The organism is Exiguobacterium sp. AB2 (genome assembly GCF_000696055.1).
Taxonomy (GTDB): Bacteria; Bacillota; Bacilli; order Exiguobacteriales; family Exiguobacteriaceae; genus Exiguobacterium; species Exiguobacterium alkaliphilum.
Genome location: NZ_JNAA01000103.1, coordinates 20,887 through 41,140, shown reverse-complemented (window position 1 = coordinate 41,140; position 20,254 = coordinate 20,887). Strand labels below are relative to the sequence as shown.

Annotated in this window: 19 protein-coding genes and 1 riboswitch; all 19 genes read left to right on the top strand. The window is 54.9% G+C overall.

Annotated features, from left to right (window positions below; all coding sequences use genetic code 11):
• On the top strand, window positions 1-278 hold a 278-nt coding region (locus DI14_RS12510; protein ID WP_369792718.1), incomplete at its 5' end, for an NETI motif-containing protein.
• Between the two features lie 140 nt (window positions 279-418).
• Window positions 419-520, top strand: a riboswitch (purine riboswitch).
• Window positions 521-611: 91 nt separating this feature from the next.
• Window positions 612-1,076: a 5-(carboxyamino)imidazole ribonucleotide mutase gene (purE, locus tag DI14_RS12505; RefSeq protein ID WP_034809045.1), complete on the top strand. Its 465-nt coding sequence runs from the start codon at window positions 612-614 to the stop codon at window positions 1,074-1,076.
• Complete coding sequence (gene purK / locus DI14_RS12500) at window positions 1,076-2,170, top strand: 5-(carboxyamino)imidazole ribonucleotide synthase (RefSeq protein ID WP_034809044.1); 1,095 nt, start codon at window positions 1,076-1,078, stop codon at window positions 2,168-2,170. Before purE ends, purK begins: the two co-directional genes overlap by 1 nt.
• Entirely contained in the window at window positions 2,167-3,459 is a 1,293-nt protein-coding gene (gene purB, locus DI14_RS12495) for an adenylosuccinate lyase (RefSeq protein WP_034809043.1), read from the top strand. Before purK ends, purB begins: the two co-directional genes overlap by 4 nt.
• Before the next feature lie 49 nt (window positions 3,460-3,508).
• Complete coding sequence (purC, locus tag DI14_RS12490; protein WP_034809042.1) at window positions 3,509-4,213, top strand: phosphoribosylaminoimidazolesuccinocarboxamide synthase; 705 nt, start codon at window positions 3,509-3,511, stop codon at window positions 4,211-4,213.
• On the top strand, window positions 4,210-4,452 hold the full coding sequence (purS, locus tag DI14_RS12485; RefSeq protein WP_034809041.1) for a phosphoribosylformylglycinamidine synthase subunit PurS: 243 nt from the start codon (window positions 4,210-4,212) through the stop codon (window positions 4,450-4,452). The genes purC and purS overlap by 4 nt, the downstream gene beginning before the upstream one ends.
• Complete coding sequence (gene purQ, locus DI14_RS12480; RefSeq protein ID WP_034809039.1) at window positions 4,449-5,129, top strand: phosphoribosylformylglycinamidine synthase subunit PurQ; 681 nt, start codon at window positions 4,449-4,451, stop codon at window positions 5,127-5,129. The genes purS and purQ overlap by 4 nt, the downstream gene beginning before the upstream one ends.
• The gene (gene purL, locus DI14_RS12475) at window positions 5,113-7,332 is read left to right on the top strand and encodes a phosphoribosylformylglycinamidine synthase subunit PurL (protein WP_034809036.1); all 2,220 of its coding nucleotides are present in this window, start codon (window positions 5,113-5,115) and stop codon (window positions 7,330-7,332) included. Before purQ ends, purL begins: the two co-directional genes overlap by 17 nt.
• Entirely contained in the window at window positions 7,308-8,717 is a 1,410-nt protein-coding gene (purF, locus tag DI14_RS12470) for an amidophosphoribosyltransferase (protein WP_034809034.1), read from the top strand. Before purL ends, purF begins: the two co-directional genes overlap by 25 nt.
• 12 nt (window positions 8,718-8,729) lie before the next feature.
• A complete protein-coding gene (gene purM / locus DI14_RS12465) occupies window positions 8,730-9,764 on the top strand; it encodes a phosphoribosylformylglycinamidine cyclo-ligase (protein ID WP_034809032.1) in 1,035 nt (344 codons plus the stop codon).
• Window positions 9,761-10,339, top strand: coding sequence for a phosphoribosylglycinamide formyltransferase (purN, locus tag DI14_RS12460; protein ID WP_034809030.1), 579 nt, complete (start codon window positions 9,761-9,763; stop codon window positions 10,337-10,339). Before purM ends, purN begins: the two co-directional genes overlap by 4 nt.
• A complete protein-coding gene (purH, locus tag DI14_RS12455; RefSeq protein WP_034809028.1) occupies window positions 10,336-11,856 on the top strand; it encodes a bifunctional phosphoribosylaminoimidazolecarboxamide formyltransferase/IMP cyclohydrolase in 1,521 nt (506 codons plus the stop codon). The genes purN and purH overlap by 4 nt, the downstream gene beginning before the upstream one ends.
• Window positions 11,857-11,869: 13 nt before the next feature.
• The gene (gene purD, locus DI14_RS12450; protein WP_034809026.1) at window positions 11,870-13,123 is read left to right on the top strand and encodes a phosphoribosylamine--glycine ligase; all 1,254 of its coding nucleotides are present in this window, start codon (window positions 11,870-11,872) and stop codon (window positions 13,121-13,123) included.
• Window positions 13,124-13,222: 99 nt separating this feature from the next.
• Complete coding sequence (locus DI14_RS12445) at window positions 13,223-15,499, top strand: bifunctional diguanylate cyclase/phosphodiesterase (protein ID WP_235193468.1); 2,277 nt, start codon at window positions 13,223-13,225, stop codon at window positions 15,497-15,499.
• Between the two features lie 174 nt (window positions 15,500-15,673).
• Window positions 15,674-17,416: an adenine deaminase C-terminal domain-containing protein gene (locus DI14_RS12440; protein ID WP_034809023.1), complete on the top strand. Its 1,743-nt coding sequence runs from the start codon at window positions 15,674-15,676 to the stop codon at window positions 17,414-17,416.
• Between the two features lie 68 nt (window positions 17,417-17,484).
• Window positions 17,485-17,793 carry a YerC/YecD family TrpR-related protein gene (locus tag DI14_RS12435; protein ID WP_024371764.1) on the top strand — a complete coding sequence of 103 codons (309 nt, stop codon included), beginning with the start codon at window positions 17,485-17,487 and terminating at the stop codon, window positions 17,791-17,793.
• A gap of 35 nt (window positions 17,794-17,828) precedes the next feature.
• Window positions 17,829-19,211, top strand: coding sequence for a TrkH family potassium uptake protein (locus DI14_RS12430; protein WP_051622721.1), 1,383 nt, complete (start codon window positions 17,829-17,831; stop codon window positions 19,209-19,211).
• A 12-nt stretch (window positions 19,212-19,223) separates the two neighbouring features.
• A complete protein-coding gene (locus DI14_RS12425) occupies window positions 19,224-19,463 on the top strand; it encodes a hypothetical protein (protein WP_034809021.1) in 240 nt (79 codons plus the stop codon).
• Between the two features lie 92 nt (window positions 19,464-19,555).
• The gene (locus DI14_RS12420; protein WP_034809018.1) at window positions 19,556-20,236 is read left to right on the top strand and encodes a heptaprenylglyceryl phosphate synthase; all 681 of its coding nucleotides are present in this window, start codon (window positions 19,556-19,558) and stop codon (window positions 20,234-20,236) included.
• Window positions 20,237-20,254: the final 18 nt, after the last annotated feature.

Sequence of the window (20,254 nt, the reverse complement as noted above, 5' to 3'; positions counted from 1 at the left end):
CGCCAGGCAAACGGTGGTTCTGGAGCATTCGCTCAAGGGCCGCCGCTTTTTTATATCGTCATTCAAATGAAAGAGAGGAAGAACAGATGGCCAAAAAAATCAAAGTATACGTCGAGCCAAACGAGACGGTCGGTGAGTGTTTAGATCGCATCGCTCAAATGGGGTATCGCCCGGTACGTAGGATTGAAAAGCCTGTCTTTGAAAAAACGGGAACCAAAGACGAACCTGTACATTCCCATCAATCGATTTTATTTGAGTGCGTTGCTCTCAAACCATGATGCCAAACCGTCCTTTTATGAGGGCGGTTTTTTTACGTACTGAGAATGAGTTAAAAGCGAACGATAAATATTCAGACAATTAAAATGTTCGCACTTTGTTGACATGTTTTCAAAGAACAAGGTACGATAGGCGTGTGAGTTAAGAAAATCAAATATCGCTCCATATAATCGCAAGGAAATGGCTTGCAAGTTTCTACCTGATCACCGATTCTGGTCAGACTATGGGGTATAGTCGACATTTTTTTGTCGTGGTCTATACCCTAAACTGACGAATCGGTTTAGGGATTTCTTTATTTTAAGGGGGACGCTGAAGTGAAGACAGTTGGTGTAATCATGGGCAGTTCATCTGACTGGGAGACGATGCAACATACATGTGCTGTGCTTGATACGCTCCACATCGCATATGAGAAACAAGTCGTGTCGGCGCATCGCACACCTGATCTTATGTTCGAATATGCTGAAAAGGCACGAGACCGCGGGATTCAAATCATCATCGCCGGTGCAGGGGGGGCTGCCCACCTTCCGGGGATGGTGGCCGCGAAGACGACGTTGCCAGTCATCGGTGTACCCGTTCAATCGAAAGCGTTGAACGGGCTCGATTCACTTCTATCCATCGTCCAAATGCCGGCCGGTGTACCGGTCGCGACGGTCGCGATTGGACAAGCAGGCGCCACGAATGCCGGACTTCTCGCCGCACAAATCCTTAGCATTCATTCAATGGACATCGCCGATCGCCTTACGCAATATCGCCAAGAGAAAAAAGAGATGGCGATGCATGGAACGGAGGAACTCGTCTAATGAGAATCGGGATATTAGGCGGAGGCCAACTTGGACGAATGATGTCACTCAGTGCAAGTGCGATGGGGTACGAGACGCTCAGCCTTGACCCAGCTGAACGCGCACCGGCGGCTCAAGTGGCACCGAGTATCGTCGCAAACTTTGACGACGTCGAGGCAGCAAAAGAACTCGCAGCGCGTACCGACGTCATCACATATGAGTTCGAGAACATCGAGACCGCAATGATTGAAGCGATTCGCGATAAGTGCCCGCAAGGCATGGACGTGTTGAAAGCAACGCAGCACCGATTGCTCGAAAAACAGATGATTGAGTCGGCTGGGTTACGGGTCGCCCCGTATGTGCCGGTACGTTCTGTACGAGACGTCTTACGAGCCCAAGAGTTACTTGGGTTGCCATTTGTCATCAAGACGTGTCGATTTGGATACGATGGCAAAGGACAGACGGTCGTCCGGACGATGCAGGATGTCCATTCGTTCACCGATCAGTTCCGTGAGGATGAATACGTCGCCGAAGCGTGGCTTTCTTTTGAAAAAGAGATATCGGTCATCGTGACACGAGGCGTTCACGAGACGACGACGTTCCCGATTAGCGAGAACGTTCATCAAAACAACATCTTACATCTATCGATTGTCCCGGCCCGTCTTTCCGAAGACATCATAGAAGACGCACGTCATCTGGCGCTACAGCTTGCGGATCAGATTGGGTTGATTGGAACGCTCGCAGTCGAACTGTTCGTTATGCCAGACGGTTCCCTTTACGTGAATGAACTCGCACCACGACCTCACAACTCAGGCCATTACACGATCGATGCATGCGAAACGTCACAATTCGAGCAACATATTCGTGCCGTGACGGGCATGTCCCTCGGTCATACGACGTTACACACACCGGTTGTCATGGTCAACCTGCTCGGGGAACATATGCAAAAACTGAACCCGCAGCGTTTACCATCGAATGTTAAACTACATCTGTATGGGAAAGACGAAGCGAAACCCGGACGGAAGATGGGCCACTTGAACGTACTTGCCCCTTCTGTCGACGAGGCGCTTCATACCATCGAACAACTGGCAATTTGGAAGGAGACTGTTTTATGATTTCACGTTATACCCGCCCCGAGATGGCGGCCATTTGGACCGATGAGAACAAGTTTGACGCTTGGCTCAAAGTCGAGCTTTACGCTTGCGAGGCGTGGAGCGAGTTAGGTGTCATTCCAAAAGAGGACGTCAAGGTACTTTGGGATCAAGCCTCATTCGATGTCGAACGAATCCTTGAGATTGAACAAGAGACGCGTCATGACGTGATTGCCTTCACCCGTGCCGTCTCTGAGACACTCGGTGAAGAAAAGAAGTGGGTCCATTACGGATTGACGTCGACGGATGTCGTCGATACAGCGCTCTCTTACTTGATTAAGCAAGCGAACGATATTTTAGAAGCAGACTTGGATCGGTTCATCGACATTCTTGCTGAAAAGGCGAAAGCGCATAAATACGACATCATGATGGGTCGTACCCATGGCGTTCATGCGGAGCCGACGACGTTCGGTTTGAAGCTCGCCCTCTGGTACGAGGAAATGAAGCGCAACAAGAAACGCTTCATGGCAGCACGCGAGACGATTGAGTTCGGCAAGATGAGCGGCGCTGTCGGCACGTTCGCCAACATCGACCCGTTCATCGAATCGTATGTCTGTGACAAGTTGGGCATCCAGGCCGCTCCAATCTCGACACAGACGTTACAACGTGACCGCCATGCTGAATATATGGGTACGCTCGCGTTGATCGCCACGTCGATTGAGAAGATGGCGACCGAGATTCGCGGCCTTCAAAAGACAGAGACACGTGAAGTCGAAGAATTCTTCGCAAAAGGACAAAAAGGATCATCGGCGATGCCGCATAAACGTAATCCGATCGGCTCGGAAAACATGACAGGCCTTGCCCGCGTCATCCGCGGCCATATGGTGACGGCGTACGAGAACGTCCCGCTTTGGCATGAACGCGACATCTCGCACTCATCGGCAGAACGCATCATTTTACCGGACGCGACGAGCTTGTTGAACTATATGCTCAACCGTTTCGGCAACATCGTGAAGAACTTGACGGTGTTCCCGGACAATATGCGCCGCAACATGGACCGGACGTTCGGCATCATCTTCTCGCAACGGATCTTGCTCGCCTTGATTGAGAAAGGCTGGTCACGTGAAGCCGCGTATGATGCCGTGCAACCGAAGGCGATGCAGGCGTGGGAAGAAGAGACGATGTTCCGCACTTTGATTGAACAAGACGCCGAGATGGGCGCACTCTTCACGAGTGACGAGCTCGACGACCTATTTGACCCGAGCCATCACGTGCGCCGTGTCGATGTGATTTTTGAACGCTGTGGTTTGTAATCGTTGAGGGGCGCCATGCCCCTCTCACTTTAAGGGGGAACGGATACAGATGGAAGCAATCTACGAAGGTAAGGCGAAAGCGTTATACGAGACAGAAGAGCCGGGTGTGCTCCGCGTTTATTATAAAGACGACGCAACGGCATTCAATGGGGAAAAGAAACAGTCGATTGACGGCAAAGGCGTATTGAACAACGCCATCACGACCCGTTTGTTCGAGCTGATGCACGATAATAAGATTCCGACGCACTTTATTCAAAAAGTATCGGACCGCGAACAACTCGTCCGCCGTGTCGACATCATCCCGCTCGAAGTCGTCGTTCGCAACGTCGCCGCCGGGAGCCTGGCCAAACGACTCGGTTGGGAAGAAGGGACACCGCTCCTCGCACCAATTGTTGAATTCTATTATAAAGATGACGCACTCGGAGATCCGCTTCTGACAGAAGATCATATCCGTTTACTGCAGGTCGCCACACATAAAGAAGTCGAAACATTGCGACAACTCGGGCTTTGGGTGAACGATGTGTTGCTTGATTTCTTCGCAGAACACGGCATCGACTTAATCGATTTTAAACTCGAGTTCGGTAAAGTCGACGGGACGATCATCCTCGCCGATGAGATTTCGCCGGACACGTGCCGACTTTGGGATCAAGAGACGAAGCAGAAGCTCGACAAAGACGTATTCCGTAGAGACCTCGGATCACTGACCGAGACGTACGGCCAGCTGTTAACACGCATAGGGGGAATGGACCAATGAAAAAAGTAAACGTGTACGTGACATTACGTGAAAGTGTGCTCGACCCACAAGGTGTCGCCGTCAAAGGCGGACTCGATCACCTCGGATTCACCGGCGTTGAATCGGTGCGCATCGGTAAAGTGATCGAGCTCCAAGTGGCAGATGAGACGACCGAAGCGATGGTCCGAGACATGTGTGAGAAGCTGCTCGTCAATACGGTCATCGAGAACTACGAAATCGAGATGGGGGTACTCGCATGAAATTTGCGGTCATCGTCTTCCCAGGATCGAACTGTGACCTCGATCTATATCACGCGGTCAAAGACGTGATTGGCGAAGAAGCGGAATACGTGTTCCATACCGAGACGTCACTAGAAGGTTACGACGGTGTGCTTCTCCCTGGAGGATTTTCATATGGGGATTACTTACGGTGCGGGGCCATTGCACAGTTTTCACCGATCATGAGTGAAGTGAAACGTTTCGCTGAAGAAGGACGTCCAGTATTCGGTGTCTGCAATGGATTCCAAGTGCTTGTCGAGACAGGATTGTTGCCAGGTGTGTTGATGCGAAACCGTGACTTGAAGTTCATGTGTAAGACGGTCGAGCTGAAAGTCGAAAACAACGAGACGATGTTCACGAGCGACTACGCACTCGGTGAGACGATTCGGATCCCGATCGCACATGGGGAAGGCAACTACTACTGTGACGACGAGACGCTCGATACGCTTCGCGCGAACGGGCAAATCGTCTTCACGTATACGGATAATCCGAACGGGTCGGCAGCGGACATCGCCGGCATCACGAACGCACAAGGCAACGTGCTCGGCATGATGCCGCACCCGGAACGGGCGGTCGAGCGATTACTTGGCAGTGAAGACGGAAAACGATTATTCACTTCAATGGTGAAATGGGGGACTCGACATGCTAGTTACAACTGAACCGACAGCACAAGATATCCGTGAAGCACGCTTATACGCGACGATGGGACTTTCAGACGAAGAGTACGCGCTCGTCGTCTCGCTACTCGGACGTGACCCGAACTACACGGAAATCGGCTTATTCTCGGTCATGTGGTCAGAACACTGTTCGTACAAAAACTCGAAGCCTGTGCTCCGTAAGTTCCCGACAACTGGGAAGCACGTCCTTCAAGGACCGGGAGAAGGAGCTGGAATCGTCGACATCGGTGACGGGCAAGCGGTCGCTTTTAAGATCGAGAGCCATAACCATCCGTCCGCGATCGAGCCGTACCAAGGAGCGGCGACCGGCGTCGGCGGCATCATCCGCGACATCTTCTCAATGGGCGCGCGTCCTGTGGCTCTCCTCAACTCGCTCCGCTTCGGAGATTTGAACGAATCACGTGTGAAACATTTATTCGGCCACGTTGTCTCAGGGATTGCCGGGTATGGCAACTGTGTCGGCATCCCGACGGTCGGTGGGGAAGTCACGTTTGACCCGGCCTATGCTGGTAACCCGCTCGTCAATGCGATGTGCGTCGGGCTCATCCGCCACGAAGACATTCAAAAAGGGATTGCGGAAGGCGTCGGCAACTCGGTCATGTACGTCGGTGCGACGACCGGACGTGACGGGATTCACGGGGCGACGTTCGCCTCAGAAGAACTCGGTGAGGATGCGGACGAGAAACGTCCTGCCGTCCAAGTCGGAGACCCGTTTATGGAGAAGTTGTTAATCGAAGCGTGTTTGGAAGTCATCAAGCACCCGGCTCTCGTCGGCATTCAGGATATGGGCGCGGCCGGTCTCACCTCGTCTTCGGCCGAGATGGCGTCAAAAGCGGGGATGGGCATCGAGATGAACCTCGACCTCGTCCCGCAACGGGAGTCAGGGATGACGCCTTACGAGATGATGTTGTCGGAATCGCAAGAACGGATGCTCCTCGTCGTCAAGGCAGGACATGAAGACGAGATTGAAGCGATTGTCACGAAGTGGGGACTTCATGCGATCAAAGTCGGCGAAGTCATCGAAGACAAAGTGCTCCGCCTTGTGCATCACGGCGAGATTGCGGCCGAAGTACCGGTCGACGCGCTCGCCGAAGACGCACCGGTCTATCATAAGCCGTCAAAAGTGCCGGCGTATTACGAAACGTTCCAAGCGATGGCACCGGTCCAACCGGTCGTCACGGATGTGCTCGCGACGTGGAAAGACGTCCTTGCCATGCCGACCATCGCCTCGAAACGTTGGGTGTATGAGCAGTACGACCATATGGTCCAAACATCGACCGTCGTTGCGCCAGGCAGTGACGCGGCCGTCATCCGTATTCGCGACACAGACAAATCGCTGGCGATGACAACGGATTGTAACGCCAAATACGTGTACCTCGATCCACGTGTCGGCGGCGCGATCGCGGTCGCCGAAGCAGCGCGCAACATCGTCGCGAGCGGGGCTGAACCGCTCGCGCTCACGGATTGCTTGAACTTCGGTAGTCCAGACAAACCAGAAGGGTTCTGGCAACTCGACCAAGCCGTCGAAGGCATGGCCGAGGCGTGTCGAACGCTTGATACACCGGTCATCGGAGGAAACGTCTCGCTTTACAATGAGTCGAACGGAACAGCCATCTATCCGACACCGGTCGTCGGCATGGTCGGTTTGATTGAAAAGCGTGAACATATCACGACTTCGTTCGCCAAGACGGCAGGCGACGTCGTCTTCTTGCTCGGTGAGACGAAACCTGAGTTCGGTGGCAGTGCGCTGCAAATGCTACAAGACGGCAAAGTAAGCGGGCATGCACCGTCACTTGACTTAGCGACGGAACGCACGAATCAACAAGCGCTCCTTTCCGCGATTCGTCAAGGGCTCGTCACAGCGGCCCACGACGTGTCAGAGGGCGGACTCGCCGCAGCGCTTCCTGAACTCGTATTCGGGACTGGGTTCGGCTTAGACGTGAGCGTCGAGACGGATCTCGTGACGACACTCTTTAGTGAGTCACAGTCACGCTTCCTCGTCACAGTCGCGGCCGATCAAGCGGACCGCTTCGAGACGTTGACGAACGCCGCGCGTATCGGACACGTGACCGAGGCAACACAACTGATTATCCGAGCGAGTGACCGCCTCATCGAGATGGACGTCACCGAGCTGGAACGTGTATGGGAAGGAGCTATTCCATGTTATATGACATCCGAGGCATGAATGAGGAATGCGGTGTGTTCGGCGTCTACGGACACATCGACGCGTCTCATCTCGCCTACTACGGCCTGCATAGTCTGCAACACCGGGGCCAAGAAGGGACGGGCATCGTTACGGCGGACGGGAAACGGTTGAACGCGAAGCGTGGGCTCGGACTCGTCGCCGAAGTGTTTGACGAACCGTCGCTCGACGCCTTGACCGGGCATCACGCCATCGGGCACGTCCGCTATTCGACGGCGGGGGGGAACACGCTCGAAAACGTTCAACCGCTCCACTTCAAATCGCTCACCGGCGACTTGGCGATGGCGCATAACGGGAACCTCGTCAATGCGACCGAACTGAAACATCTGCTCGAGGCGGAAGGCGCGATCTTCCAGACGACGTCAGACACAGAAGTCGTCGCCCACTTGATTAAGCGGAGTCGTGGCAACTCGCTGAAAGAACGGATTTCGGACAGCTTGGCCCGTCTCGTCGGGGCGTTCGCGTTTCTCTTTTTGACGGAAGACGTACTTTACGTCGCGGTCGATGTCCATGGACTCCGTCCGCTCTCGCTCGGTCAGACCGAGGACGGGGCGTACGTGTTCGCTTCTGAGACGTGTGCGTTCGACGTCGTCGGCGCCACATACGTCCGTGACGTCGAACCGGGCGAGCTCCTCATGATCACAGCGGACGGCATCACGTCCGAACGATACAGTGAAGCCGCGGTCCGGGCGATGTGTTCGATGGAGTATATCTACTTCTCACGGCCAGACTCGATCATCGACGGGGTAAACGTCCATACGGCCCGTAAAGCGATGGGGAAAAAGATGTTCGACGAGGCGCCGGTCGAGGCAGACGTCGTGACCGGGGTGCCCGATTCGAGCATCTCGGCAGCGATCGGTTACGCCGAGGCGAGCGGCATCCCGTATGAGATGGGGCTCATCAAAAACCGCTACGTCGGGCGGACGTTCATCCAACCGTCGCAAGAGCTACGGGAGCGAGGCGTCAAGATGAAACTGTCAGCGCTTCGCGGCGTCGTGAACGGCAAGCGAGTCATCATGGTCGACGACTCGATTGTCCGGGGCACGACGAGCCGGCGCATCGTGAAGATGCTTCGTGAAGCCGGGGCGACCGAAGTGCACGTCCGCATCACGTCACCACCGATAAAACATCCGTGTTATTACGGGATCGATACATCATCAAAGGAAGAGTTGATTGCGGCCACTAAATCTATTACAGAAATTAAAGAAGAGATTGGGGCCGACTCACTAGCATTTCTTTCATTGGAAGGAACGGTCGACGCGATTGACCGACCGTTTGAAGGAAACTTGCGTGGGCAGTGTGCCGCTTGCTTCACCGGACTTTATCCGACGGAACTGGCGGAACTTGTGACAGAGACAAAAGCTTGAGGGGGACTGACGATGAGTTTAAGATATGAACAAGCGGGTGTGAATTTAGAGGCAGGCTATGAGGCTGTATCACGCATGAAGCGTCACGTCGCACGGACGATGCGTTCGGAGGTCATGACGGGACTTGGCAGTTTCGGCGCGATGATCGACCTCGGGTCGATGCAGATGAAGCATCCGATTCTCGTGAGCGGGACGGACGGGGTCGGGACGAAGCTTAAACTCGCGTTCGCGCTCGATCAACATGATACGATTGGGATTGACTGTGTGGCGATGTGCGTCAACGACTGCCTCGTCCACGGGGCCGAACCCCTCTATTTCTTAGACTACATCGCGACCGGGAAAGCCGAACCGGCGAAACTCGAGCGCATCGTCGCCGGTGTCGCCGAAGGCTGTGTCCAAGCGGGTTGTGCCCTCGTCGGCGGTGAGACGGCTGAGATGCCGGGCATGTACCCGGACGGCGAATATGACATCGCCGGGTTCGCTGTCGGTGTCGTCGAGAAAGAAGCGCTCATCGATGGGCAGACGATTGAAGCAGGGGATATCGTCCTCGGTCTCGCTTCGTCTGGCGTTCACTCGAACGGATTCTCGCTCGTCCGTCATATCGTCGAAGCGCAAGGGCTCGCCTATACGGACGAGATCGCCATGCTCGATACGACGCTCGGCAACGCGCTCTTACTGCCGACTCGAATTTATGCCGAGGCGGCGAAAGCAGCCATCGCGACAGGCCGCGTCCAAGGGATGGCCCATATCACGGGCGGTGGCTTCTACGAGAACGTGCCCCGGATGCTTCCGGAAGGACTCGGCGTCACGTTCAACGCCTCAAGCTGGCCGAGCCTGCCGGTGTTTGACTGGCTCGAACAAGTCGGACACGTCTCGAAGCAAGAGATGTTCAACGTATTCAATATGGGCATCGGCTTCATGATCACGGTCCGCCCCGAAGATGTGGATGTCGTTGAAGCCGCTCTCGAACGGGCTGGCGAGACGGCGCACCGCATCGGAAAAGTGGATGCAAAACCGGGCGTCCGCATTACGGGTGTCGATCAGTGAAGCGGTTCGCCATCTTCGCTTCTGGTTCCGGAAGCAATGCGGAGACGATTTGGCAGTCAATTGAGCGGGGGGACTTGTCAGGTGAGTGTGTTTTACTCGTAACAGATAAGCCGGGAGCGAAAGTGCTCGAGCGGGCGGATGCGCATCACATCCCGAGCTTTTCGTTCACACCGAAAGCATATGCGTCGAAGCGAGACTTTGAAGAAGAGATTCTCGTGTTGCTTCAAGCGCTTCGTGTCGAGTACATCGTCTTGGCCGGTTATATGCGTTTGATTGGGGACGTTTTGCTCGATGCATATCCGAGTCGGATTCTCAACATTCATCCGTCGCTCCTCCCGGCATTTCCAGGAAAAGATGCAATCGGTCAAGCGCTTGATGCAAGCGTCGACGTCAGCGGCGTCACGATCCATTACGTCGATGCGGGGATGGACACAGGGCCGATCATCGCGCAACGTAAAGTGGACATCACGGGCTGTGATCGTCAGGAAGCGACCCGGCGGATTCAAGCGGCAGAGCATGCGCTCTATCCGTACGTATTACATGAAGTGTTCAATCAACAGGAGGTTTTCAAGTGAGAGCATTATTAAGTGTGTCAGATAAAACAGGCATCGTCGAGCTTGCGCGTGCGTTCCATCAGGCGGGCATCGAACTGATTTCAACCGGCGGGACGGAAGCAGCACTCGTCGCGGCAGGGTTACCGGTGAAAAACATTTCGGACGTGACCTCGTTCCCCGAGATGCTCGACGGTCGCGTGAAGACGCTCCATCCACTCGTCCATGGCGGTTTGCTCGGGCGTCGTGATTTGCCTTCGCATGTCGAACAGATGAAAGATCATCATATCGAACCGATTGACTATGTCGTCGTCAACTTGTATCCGTTCAAACAGACGATTGCAAAAGAAAACGCGACGTATGACGAGGCGATTGAGAATATCGATATCGGCGGACCGAGCATGCTCCGTTCTGCGGCGAAAAACCATGCGAGCGTGACGGTCGTCGTTGATCCGTCCGACTACACGGTCGTAGCCGAGGAAGTCACGAACGGCGGGACGTCGTTTGAGACGCGCCAACGCCTTGCGGCGAAAGCGTTCCGCCATACAGCGGCGTACGACGCGTTAATCGCCGACTATTTAGGACGACAAATCGGCGAGACGTTCCCGGAACAGTTGACGGTCACGTATGAGAAAGTGCAAGACCTCCGTTACGGGGAGAACCCACATCAACAGGCGGCATTTTACAAGACACCGCTCTATGACGGGATGACGCTCGCGAACGCAGTACAGCTCCACGGAAAAGAACTCTCATACAACAACATCCAAGACACGAACGCGGCACTCGAGGCGCTCACCGAGTTGACAGAGCCGGCAGCAGTCGTCGTCAAACATATGAACCCGTGCGGTGTCGCGGTCGGCGAGACGATTCACCAAGCGTTCACACGTGCCCATGCGGCCGACCCGGTCTCAATCTTCGGGGGAATCGTCGCGTTGAACCGGGAAGTCGACCTTGAGACGGCAGAAGCTCTTCGGGACATCTTCCTCGAGATCGTCATCGCGCCATCCTTTAGCGAGGCAGCACTTGACCGATTGAAAGAGAAGAAGAATCTCCGTCTGTTGACGCTCGACATGGGGCAGATGACGGGGACACGGTTGACCGCGGTCGCCGGTGGCTTGCTCGTCCAAGACGGGGATGACATGACGCTCGACGACGCCTCGTGCCAAATCGTGACGGACCGACGCCCGACGGCTTCTGAGTGGGAAGACTTAAAGCTCGCTTGGCGCGTCGTTAAACACGTGAAATCAAACGCGATCGTCGTCGCCAAAGACGAGACGACAATCGGGATTGGTGCTGGACAGATGAACCGGGTCGGGGCGGCGAAAATCGCCTTCGAACAAGCCGGTGAACGAGCCATCGGTGCGGCACTCGGTAGCGATGCGTTCTTCCCGATGGGCGACACGGTCGAAGCAGCGGCAGCGGCCGGCATTACGGCCATCATCCAGCCAGGCGGTTCGATTCGAGATGAAGAGTCGATCAAGGCGGCGAACCGTCATGGCATCACGATGGTGTTCACATCAGTCCGACACTTCAAACACTGAGAGGAGCGATATGATGAACGTACTCGTCATTGGACGCGGCGGGCGGGAACACGCCCTCGCCTGGAAATTGAAGCAGGACGGGCATGACGTCTTCGTCGCCCCGGGCAATCTCAACATGGGCGGCATGACGTGCGTGCCAATCGAAGAGACGGACGTCACGGCGCTCGTCTCGTTCGCCAAGGCAGAACAAATCGGTTGGACGATTGTCGGGCCGGAGTCGGCGCTCATGGCAGGCGTCGTCGACGCATTCCAGAGAGAGGGCTTGCCGATTTTTGGCCCGACGAAAGCCGCCGCCCTGCTTGAAGGGAGCAAGGCGTTCGCGAAGGAAGTGATGCGCCAGGCGGACATTCCGACAGCGGCCTACGAGACGTTCACGGACGCAGCCTCGGCTCTCCGTTACATCGAGACGATTGGTGCCCCGCTTGTCGTCAAGGCGGACGGGCTCGCCGCCGGGAAAGGCGTGACGGTCGCCTTCTCGCTTGAAGAAGCAAGAGAAGCCATTACGGACATCTTCACGACCGACAAGTTCGGTGCACAGTCGCGTGTCGTCATCGAAGAGTTTTTGGAAGGTGAAGAGTTCTCGCTCATGGCGTTCGTCTCTGGTGACCACGTCATCCCGATGATCACGTCGCAAGACCATAAACGTGCCTATGACAACGATGAAGGACCGAACACGGGCGGGATGGGTGCGTATAGCCCGATGCCTCACCTTGCCGGAAGCGTTTATGATGAGGCGGTCGAACGTGTACTCCATCCGCTCGCGAAGACGATGGTTGAACGTGGGACGCCGTTCGAAGGCTTCCTGTACGCTGGGCTCATCTTGACGGCTGACGGGCCGAAAGTGATTGAGTTCAACGCGCGTTTCGGGGACCCGGAAACCGAAGTCATCATCCCGAACCTCGTTTCACCGCTCCTAGACGTCATCGAGGCCGTCGTCGCCAAGAAAACGTACGCCATCGAGTGGCTTGATGCTTACACGATTGGTGTCGTCGTGGCGGCGGAAGGCTATCCGTCGACAGCGGTGTCGGGTCAAGTGTTATCCGGGTTTGAGCGGTTATCTGGAGACGTCCTCGTCTTCCATGCCGGTACGACGAAACAAGATGGCGAGATTGTTGGGAATGGCGGGCGGTTGTTCGTCCTCACCTCGACGAAACCGACGTTACAAGAGGCAAGACGAACGGCATATGCCGCGCTTGAAACGCTCGAACTGCCGGAGACGTTTTACCGATCGGACATCGCGCACCGAGCACTTATACAGATTTTTTAAAGGATGGGTCAACCCATCCTTTTTTTCATGCGAAAAGAAGGAAATGCCAACTTCGTGTTCTACAATAATGATGTAGATTGAAGGAAGAAGGTGGTCGGCATGCGCATTCGGACAAAACTGATGATTGCGGTGGCGTTGAATATCCTCATTTTTGTCGGCGTCATCTTCTTTGTCGTCCGGCCTTATTTCATCGAACAGAGCATGGAGCGTGACCGGCTCGCGGTCGACAGTCAGATCGCGAGCGTGACCGAGACACTCGCGAATCGAAAGAGTAGCCTCGAGCGGACGCTCGTCGATTGGGCGGCATGGAACGACGCGTATGCGTTCGTCCAAGGAAAGAACGAGGCGTTCGTCGACAGCAACATCAGCGAGGCGTCGCTCGACAATTTGAACGTCAATGCGATGCTGTTTTTAAATCGGGACGGGGATGTGCATTACGCCACGTTCCAAAAGCAGGGCTTGTCGCTGACTGAGCCGGAGCAACAGGCGTTTTTGACCGATATCGCTTCACGTGTTCGAGCTGACGCCAACACGCGCAGTACGATTTATGAGAGCGAATACGGGCCCGTGTTTTATGCGACCCATCCGATTCTCCAAAGTGACCGTAGCGGTCCGGTCGAAGGGACGCTCGTCATGCTCGAGTTCGTCAGCAGTCATTTCGTCGCCGATTTGAGTGCCCAGACGAAGTTACCGCTCGCCGTAGGTCTGACCGAAGCGACCGATACGATGATCACGTCGCGGGACGGGCTGACACATGTTGTCATCCCGCTCGATACGGTGTATGACAAGACCGACTACGGCATCACGTTCGTCGTCGAACCGACACACTACGCGAACACGGTGTCGATGCTTCGGCTCGGGATGGTCGCGCTCGTCTTCCTCGGAACCGGCCTGTTCTTGTCGTTGTTATGGACGTTCCACCGTGTCGTCATTCGCCGTTTGATGGAAATTGGGGGCGAGTTGAAACAAATCACGGTCGAACGCGACAGTCGCCTGCGTCTCAGTATCGATGCGGGGAGCCGGGACGAGATTGAACAGATGGCCGCGAGTATGAACGAAGTGCTCGCCGCGCTCGAAGATACGCGAGCGGAAGTGCTCGATAAGGCGTATCGCGATGCGCTCACGCAACTGCCGAACCGACTCGCGGTCGAGGATTATTTCGCCGCCGTGCGAAAGACGTACCGTCACATCGGTGTGATTGGGCTCGATCTCGATGATTTTCGACGCATCAATGACCAGTTCGGGCACCGGACCGGGGATGCGGCTTTGATTTATGTCGCCTCGCGGTTGAACTTCTATAAAGAAGAAGGGTTCGTTGCCCGAATCGGGGCAGATGAATTCATGTTCCTTCATCCGAACTGGACACTCGAGGAGTTACGTCCGGTCGCGAGACGGCTCATGAAAGATTTGGCGGACTGGGCCGACGTGAACGGGGTGACCGGGCTGACGACGACGATCGGACTCGACGTCTTCGCCTCCCATCATCCGCATCACACGTACGAGATTTTGATGGGACGTCTCGACGTCGTCTTGCACGAGGCGAAGCTGTCCGGGAAAAATCGGGTGCTCTCGTTCCAAGAGATTGAAGACGGTAGCCACTACTTGCAGACGCTCGAGATGGAACGTGATTTGCGCCGTGCGCTCGAAGAAGACGAGTTCGAACTGTATTATCAACCGATCGTCTCGCCTCATCCGTTCGCCGTGCGCGGCGTCGAGGCGCTCATCCGCTGGAATCATCCGGTGAAAGGGCAAGTCTCACCCGGATTGTTCATACCAATCGCCGAACAGCTCGGCCTCATCTCGGATATCGGACGTTGGGTGCTCCGTCAGGCTGTCCGGGAGATGCGTGAGCACGTGACACGTCACGAACTGTTCTTATCGATTAACGTCTCGAAACGTCAAATCGCGGATGGCTCGTTTTTAGGAGAGCTCGAGCGCATTTTACACGATCAAACGTTCAATCCGAGTAATCTGCACGTGGAAATCACGGAAAGTGAGGTCGGCGGCAATCTGCATGAGTTGCAACAGTTCATCACCTCGTTGAAGGCGATCGGGGTAAAAATTTCCCTCGACGACTTCGGTGTTGGGACGTCCTCGCTCTCGTTTCTACAGTCGCTTCAACTCGACTTGATTAAAATCGATCAAAACTTCGTCAAAGGGATTCCGGAAAACACGTTCGACCGGGCGCTGTTAGAAGGGTTGTATCAGACGTTCCATACGCTCGGTCTCGATATCGTCACAGAAGGCGTCGAGCGGCCGGAACAGCTCGCGTTCGTGCTCGAGCATAGCAGTTCGTTGATTCAAGGGTATCATTACAGCAAACCGGTACCGCTCTCGCAACTGGAGAACTATTTGAAGAAAGTGGTCATGCTATAGGCGTCTCCTCGGAGGCGTCTTTATTTGTGTAAACTTTATGTGAATTTCGTTACAATGGTGAACATAACTTGCGACGGATTATGAGAAAAGGTAAACTTGAATCAGGTTAAAGAAAACGCTTACAAAATTATCGTCTGATAATAAAAGCAAGCGATTAAGGGAGGACTGGGTTCGATGCCAACAAACCGATCGGCGCGGGCACCATGGTCGAAAACGATGATTCGCTCACAGCTCGAAGTCGTGGACCAAGTGCGACCGCCTTCGCTCGTCTTGACGAATGCGACATATTTGAACGTGTATGTGAAACAATGGAAGGAAGCCAACATCTGGATCGAAAATGACCGAATCGTTTATGTCGGGCCGGACTTGCCGAAAGCAGCGGTCGAGACAGTCGATGTTTCCGGGAAGTTTATCGTCCCAGGCTACATGGAGCCACACGCTCACCCATTCCAACTGTATAACCCGGCGACGCTGTCGAAGTATGCAGGCGAGCGGGGGACGACCACGCTCGTGAATGACAACATGCTTCTTTTTTTACAAAATAAGGAGCAAGCGTTTGCACAATTGGATGCGATGCAACAGTTGCCGACGAGCACGTATTGGTGGGCCCGTCTCGACACGCAAACGGAGCTTGACCGGGATAGTGTTCTCGTCGACACGGAACGTATCCATGACTGGTTCAACCATCCGGATGTCATCATGGCCGGCGAGTTGACGGCATGGCCGCGCACACTGAAGGGTGACGACGAGATGTTACAGTGGATGCTTGACGCAGAGTCTTGCGGGCTACCGGTCGAAGGACATTTCCCTGGTGCATCGGCGAAGACGCTCACGAAAATGGCGCTGATGGGTGTCCACAGCGACCATGAGGCGATGACGGCCGAAGAAGCGCTCTGTCGGCTCGAACACGGTTATACGACGACGTTACGGCACTCGTCGATTCGTCCGGACCTCCCGGAGATGATGGACGGTTTACTCAAGGCTGGGTTGACGGCGTTCGACCATTTGATGGTGACGACGGACGGTTCGACACCGGGCTTTTATGAGGCGGGCATGCAGGATCAACTCGTGAAGATCATGATGGAGGCGGGACTCGACCCGATCGAGGCGTATCGCATCGTCTCGTTGAACGCGGCCCGTCACTTCGACCTCGATCACGTCCTCGGCTCGATCGCCCCGGGGCGGATTGCCCATTTAAATATTCTCGACGCCGTGGACGATCCGCGTCCGACGAGCGTCATCGCAAAAGGACAATGGATTGTGCGCGACGGCGTCTCCCTGTTCCCGGACGAGCTCGTCGAGGCGGTGCTCGCGCTCATGCCGGCGACAGACGTCGAGATTGAGCTTACCCTGCAAGATTTGTCGTTCAGCATGCCCGTCGGCCTCGATATGGTCAACTCGGTCATCATGAAACTGTTTAAGATCACGCACGATACCGGGCAAGACGAACTGCCGCGCGAAGGGGACGAGTCGTTTCTCATGTTGCTCGACAAAGAAGGCAAGTGGCGGCTCAACACGGTACTGAAAGGATTCGCCAACGATTTCGGCGGTCTCGTCAGCTCGTACTCGATCAGTGGCGATTACTTGATTCTTGGGAAATGCAAACAAGACATGTTGACGGCGTTCGCGCGGATGAAAGAACTCGGCGGCGGCATCGTCCTCGTCGACCGAGGGGAAATCATCGCAGAAATCCCGCTCCCGCTCTGCGGCATGACCTCGACGGAGCCGATTGAGCGGTTGATCGAGCAGGAGAAACAGCTTCGGGAGGAGCTCGTGACACGTGGGTATCATTTCGAAGACCCGATTTACACGCTCTTGTTCCTCGCCTCGACACATTTGCCGTATGTGCGGGCGACGCCGCTCGGAATTTACGAAGTCATGAAAAAACAAATACTATTTCCAGCGATTTTGCGATGAACAGTTGAGTCCGAGGCAGTCGTGCTTTAAAATGATAAAGAAGTACGATGGAGAGAGGATGCTTGCGGATGCAACTCGATAAATTAAGAGGGCGTGAACTTGATCAGCTGTTTGAGGCGATCTTGAAGCTCGACACGCTCGAAGACTGTTATCAATTGTTTGAAGATTTAGCGACCGTCAACGAAGTCCAGGCGCTGGCCCAACGGTTAGAAGTGGCTCGCCAAATTCGTGAAGGCAGCACATATCATAAAATCGAAGAAGCGACAGGTGCTTCGACGGCTACGATTTCTCGTGTCAAGCGTTGCTTGAACTACGGGTCTGGTGGCTATGACCTTGCCCTTGAACGCCTAAACCAATCAGACAAAGGTGACTCGTAAGAGTCATCTTGTTTTTGATGGAGAGGAGGGGCATGATGCAAGACAAATTTATGAAACGTAATTTACAGCTGTTCTTTCGAAAACTGACACCGGTCCAGACGCTCGTCTTGATTTACAGCGCGGCCGTGATTTTGTCGATCATCCTGCTCGCTCTGCCAATCGCGCACAAGCCTGGTGTCACAATCACGTTCACCGACCTCGTCTTTTTCGCGGTCAGTTGTGTCAGTGTCACCGGACTCACGCCGATTGTCGTCGCGGACACGTTCTCGACGTTCGGACTATTCATCATCCTCTTCATCGTTCAAGTGAGCGGGGTCGGGTTGATTAGTCTTCATGTCATCATGTGGATTTTGCTCGGGAAGCGTATCGGTTTCCGTGAGCGCCAACTCATTTTGCGTGACCAAAACCAGACGTCGATGTCTGGTATCATCAAGTACATCACCGAGATCGTCATCACGGTAATCGCGATCGAGGCAATCGGTGCGGTGCTACTCGGTGTTCACTACTTAAACTACTTTGACACGGCCGGCGAGGCATTCCTTCAAGGCTTGTTCGGGGCCGTAAGTGCGACGACGAACGCCGGATTCGATATTACCGGTAGCTCGCTCGCCCCGTTCCGGGAAGACCCGTTCGTCATCTTCACACAAATCGCGCTCATGACCGGCGGTGCCATCGGGTTCCCGGTGCTCGTCGAGATTCGGACGTATTTGACGAGCCGCATCATGCGCAAGCGTGAGAACTTCCCGCACCGTTTCTCACTGTTCACGAAGTTGACGGTCTCGACGTTCTTCATCTTGAGTGCAATCGGGACGGTCGGATTGTTCTTGTTCGAGTACAACAACGCCTTCAAAGAGTTGCCGCTCTGGCTCGCGCTGTCGGACTCGTTATTCCAGTCCGTGACGACGCGAAACGGGGGACTATCGACGGTCGACGTCAACTTGTTCTCGGAAGGCAGTATGTTGCTCTTATCGATTCTCATGTTCATCGGGGCCTCGCCGTCTTCGGTCGGTGGGGGGATTCGGACGACGACGTTCGCCGTCGCCGTGCTCGGGGTCATCGCGTTCATCCGTGGGGACTCGTCGATTAAAATTTTCGGACGCGAAATCGTGCTCGAAGATATTTGGAAAGCGTTCGTCATCATCACCGTCTCGCTCGCCGTCTTGCTGACGGGTGTCATGGTGCTCGCGTTCTTTGAGGACGCCTCGCTCACCCGGATCTTGTTCGAGGCGTGCTCGGCGTTCGGGACGACCGGACTTTCGGTCGGGCTGTCCTCGGAGTTCAGTAACGTCGGGAAATGGGTGCTCACGATTCTCATGTTCATCGGCCGGATTGGGGTCATCGCCTTCATCTTGATTTTGCAACGCCGTCAGCCGAAACGGATGTACAATTATCCGAAAGAATCGATTATCTTAGGTTAAGGAGACAAGGTCATGAAGGCATTTTGGATCAACTTCGGTTACGTGTTCGTCGTCCCGGTCTTGCCGTTTATCGCCATCGTGAACGGGACGGCGCTTTGTTCCCCTGATTCACCTTTGCTCGACATTCCAGTCCTCGGATTCTTTTTAGGGAATCCGCTCTGGTTCGTCCCGGTGTATGGGGTGTTTGCGCTCTTCGTCGCAAGATGGATGACCGCACGCGAACGCCGCACCGCCGAATCACGACACGTCTGAAGACTTGCTGCGGCAAGTCTTTTTTTCGTCAACAGATGCAACCGAGTCTAAAAATCGCTACACTAGAGAAGGTATCGAATGGAGGGAGCCGAATGGAATTTACGAAGTGGCGTCATGTCTTTAAGTTAGACCCGAACAAATCCATCGACGACGCGTCGCTCGAGGCGCTCATCCACTCAGGGACCGATGCCTTCCTCATCGGCGGGACGGACGGGGTGGACGCAGAGAACACGTACCGGCTCTATGAACGGTTAGCCGGGTGTGGCGTCCCGCTCGCGCTCGAAATGAGCCATCCCGACCAGACGGTGCGCGGCTTTCAGCACTACTTCATCCCGACCGTGTTGAACGCCGGGAGTGTCGATTGGGTGATCGGACACCAGGCGCGGGCGTTTGAATCATACGGACATTGGTTCGATGCGACGTGCGTGACCGGTCAAGGGTATATCGTCTTAAACCCCGAGGCGAAAGTCGCCGTCGTGACAGAAGCCAAGACGAGCCTGTCGCTCGAGCAAGTCGTCGCCTACGCCGAGACGGGTCGATACGTGTTCCGACTGCCGTCCCTCTATCTCGAATATAGCGGCACGTTCGGCTCGCCGGACGTCGTCAAAGAAGTTCGTCTCGCTTTGCCGGACACGCACTTGTTTTACGGGGGTGGCATCGACGGGGCCGAAACGGCGCGCTTGATGGCCTCTTACGTAGATACGATTGTCGTCGGTAATGTCATTTATGAGAATCTCGACGGAGCGCTTGCGACCGTAGCAGCACTCCGATAAAATAAGAACAAACGTTTG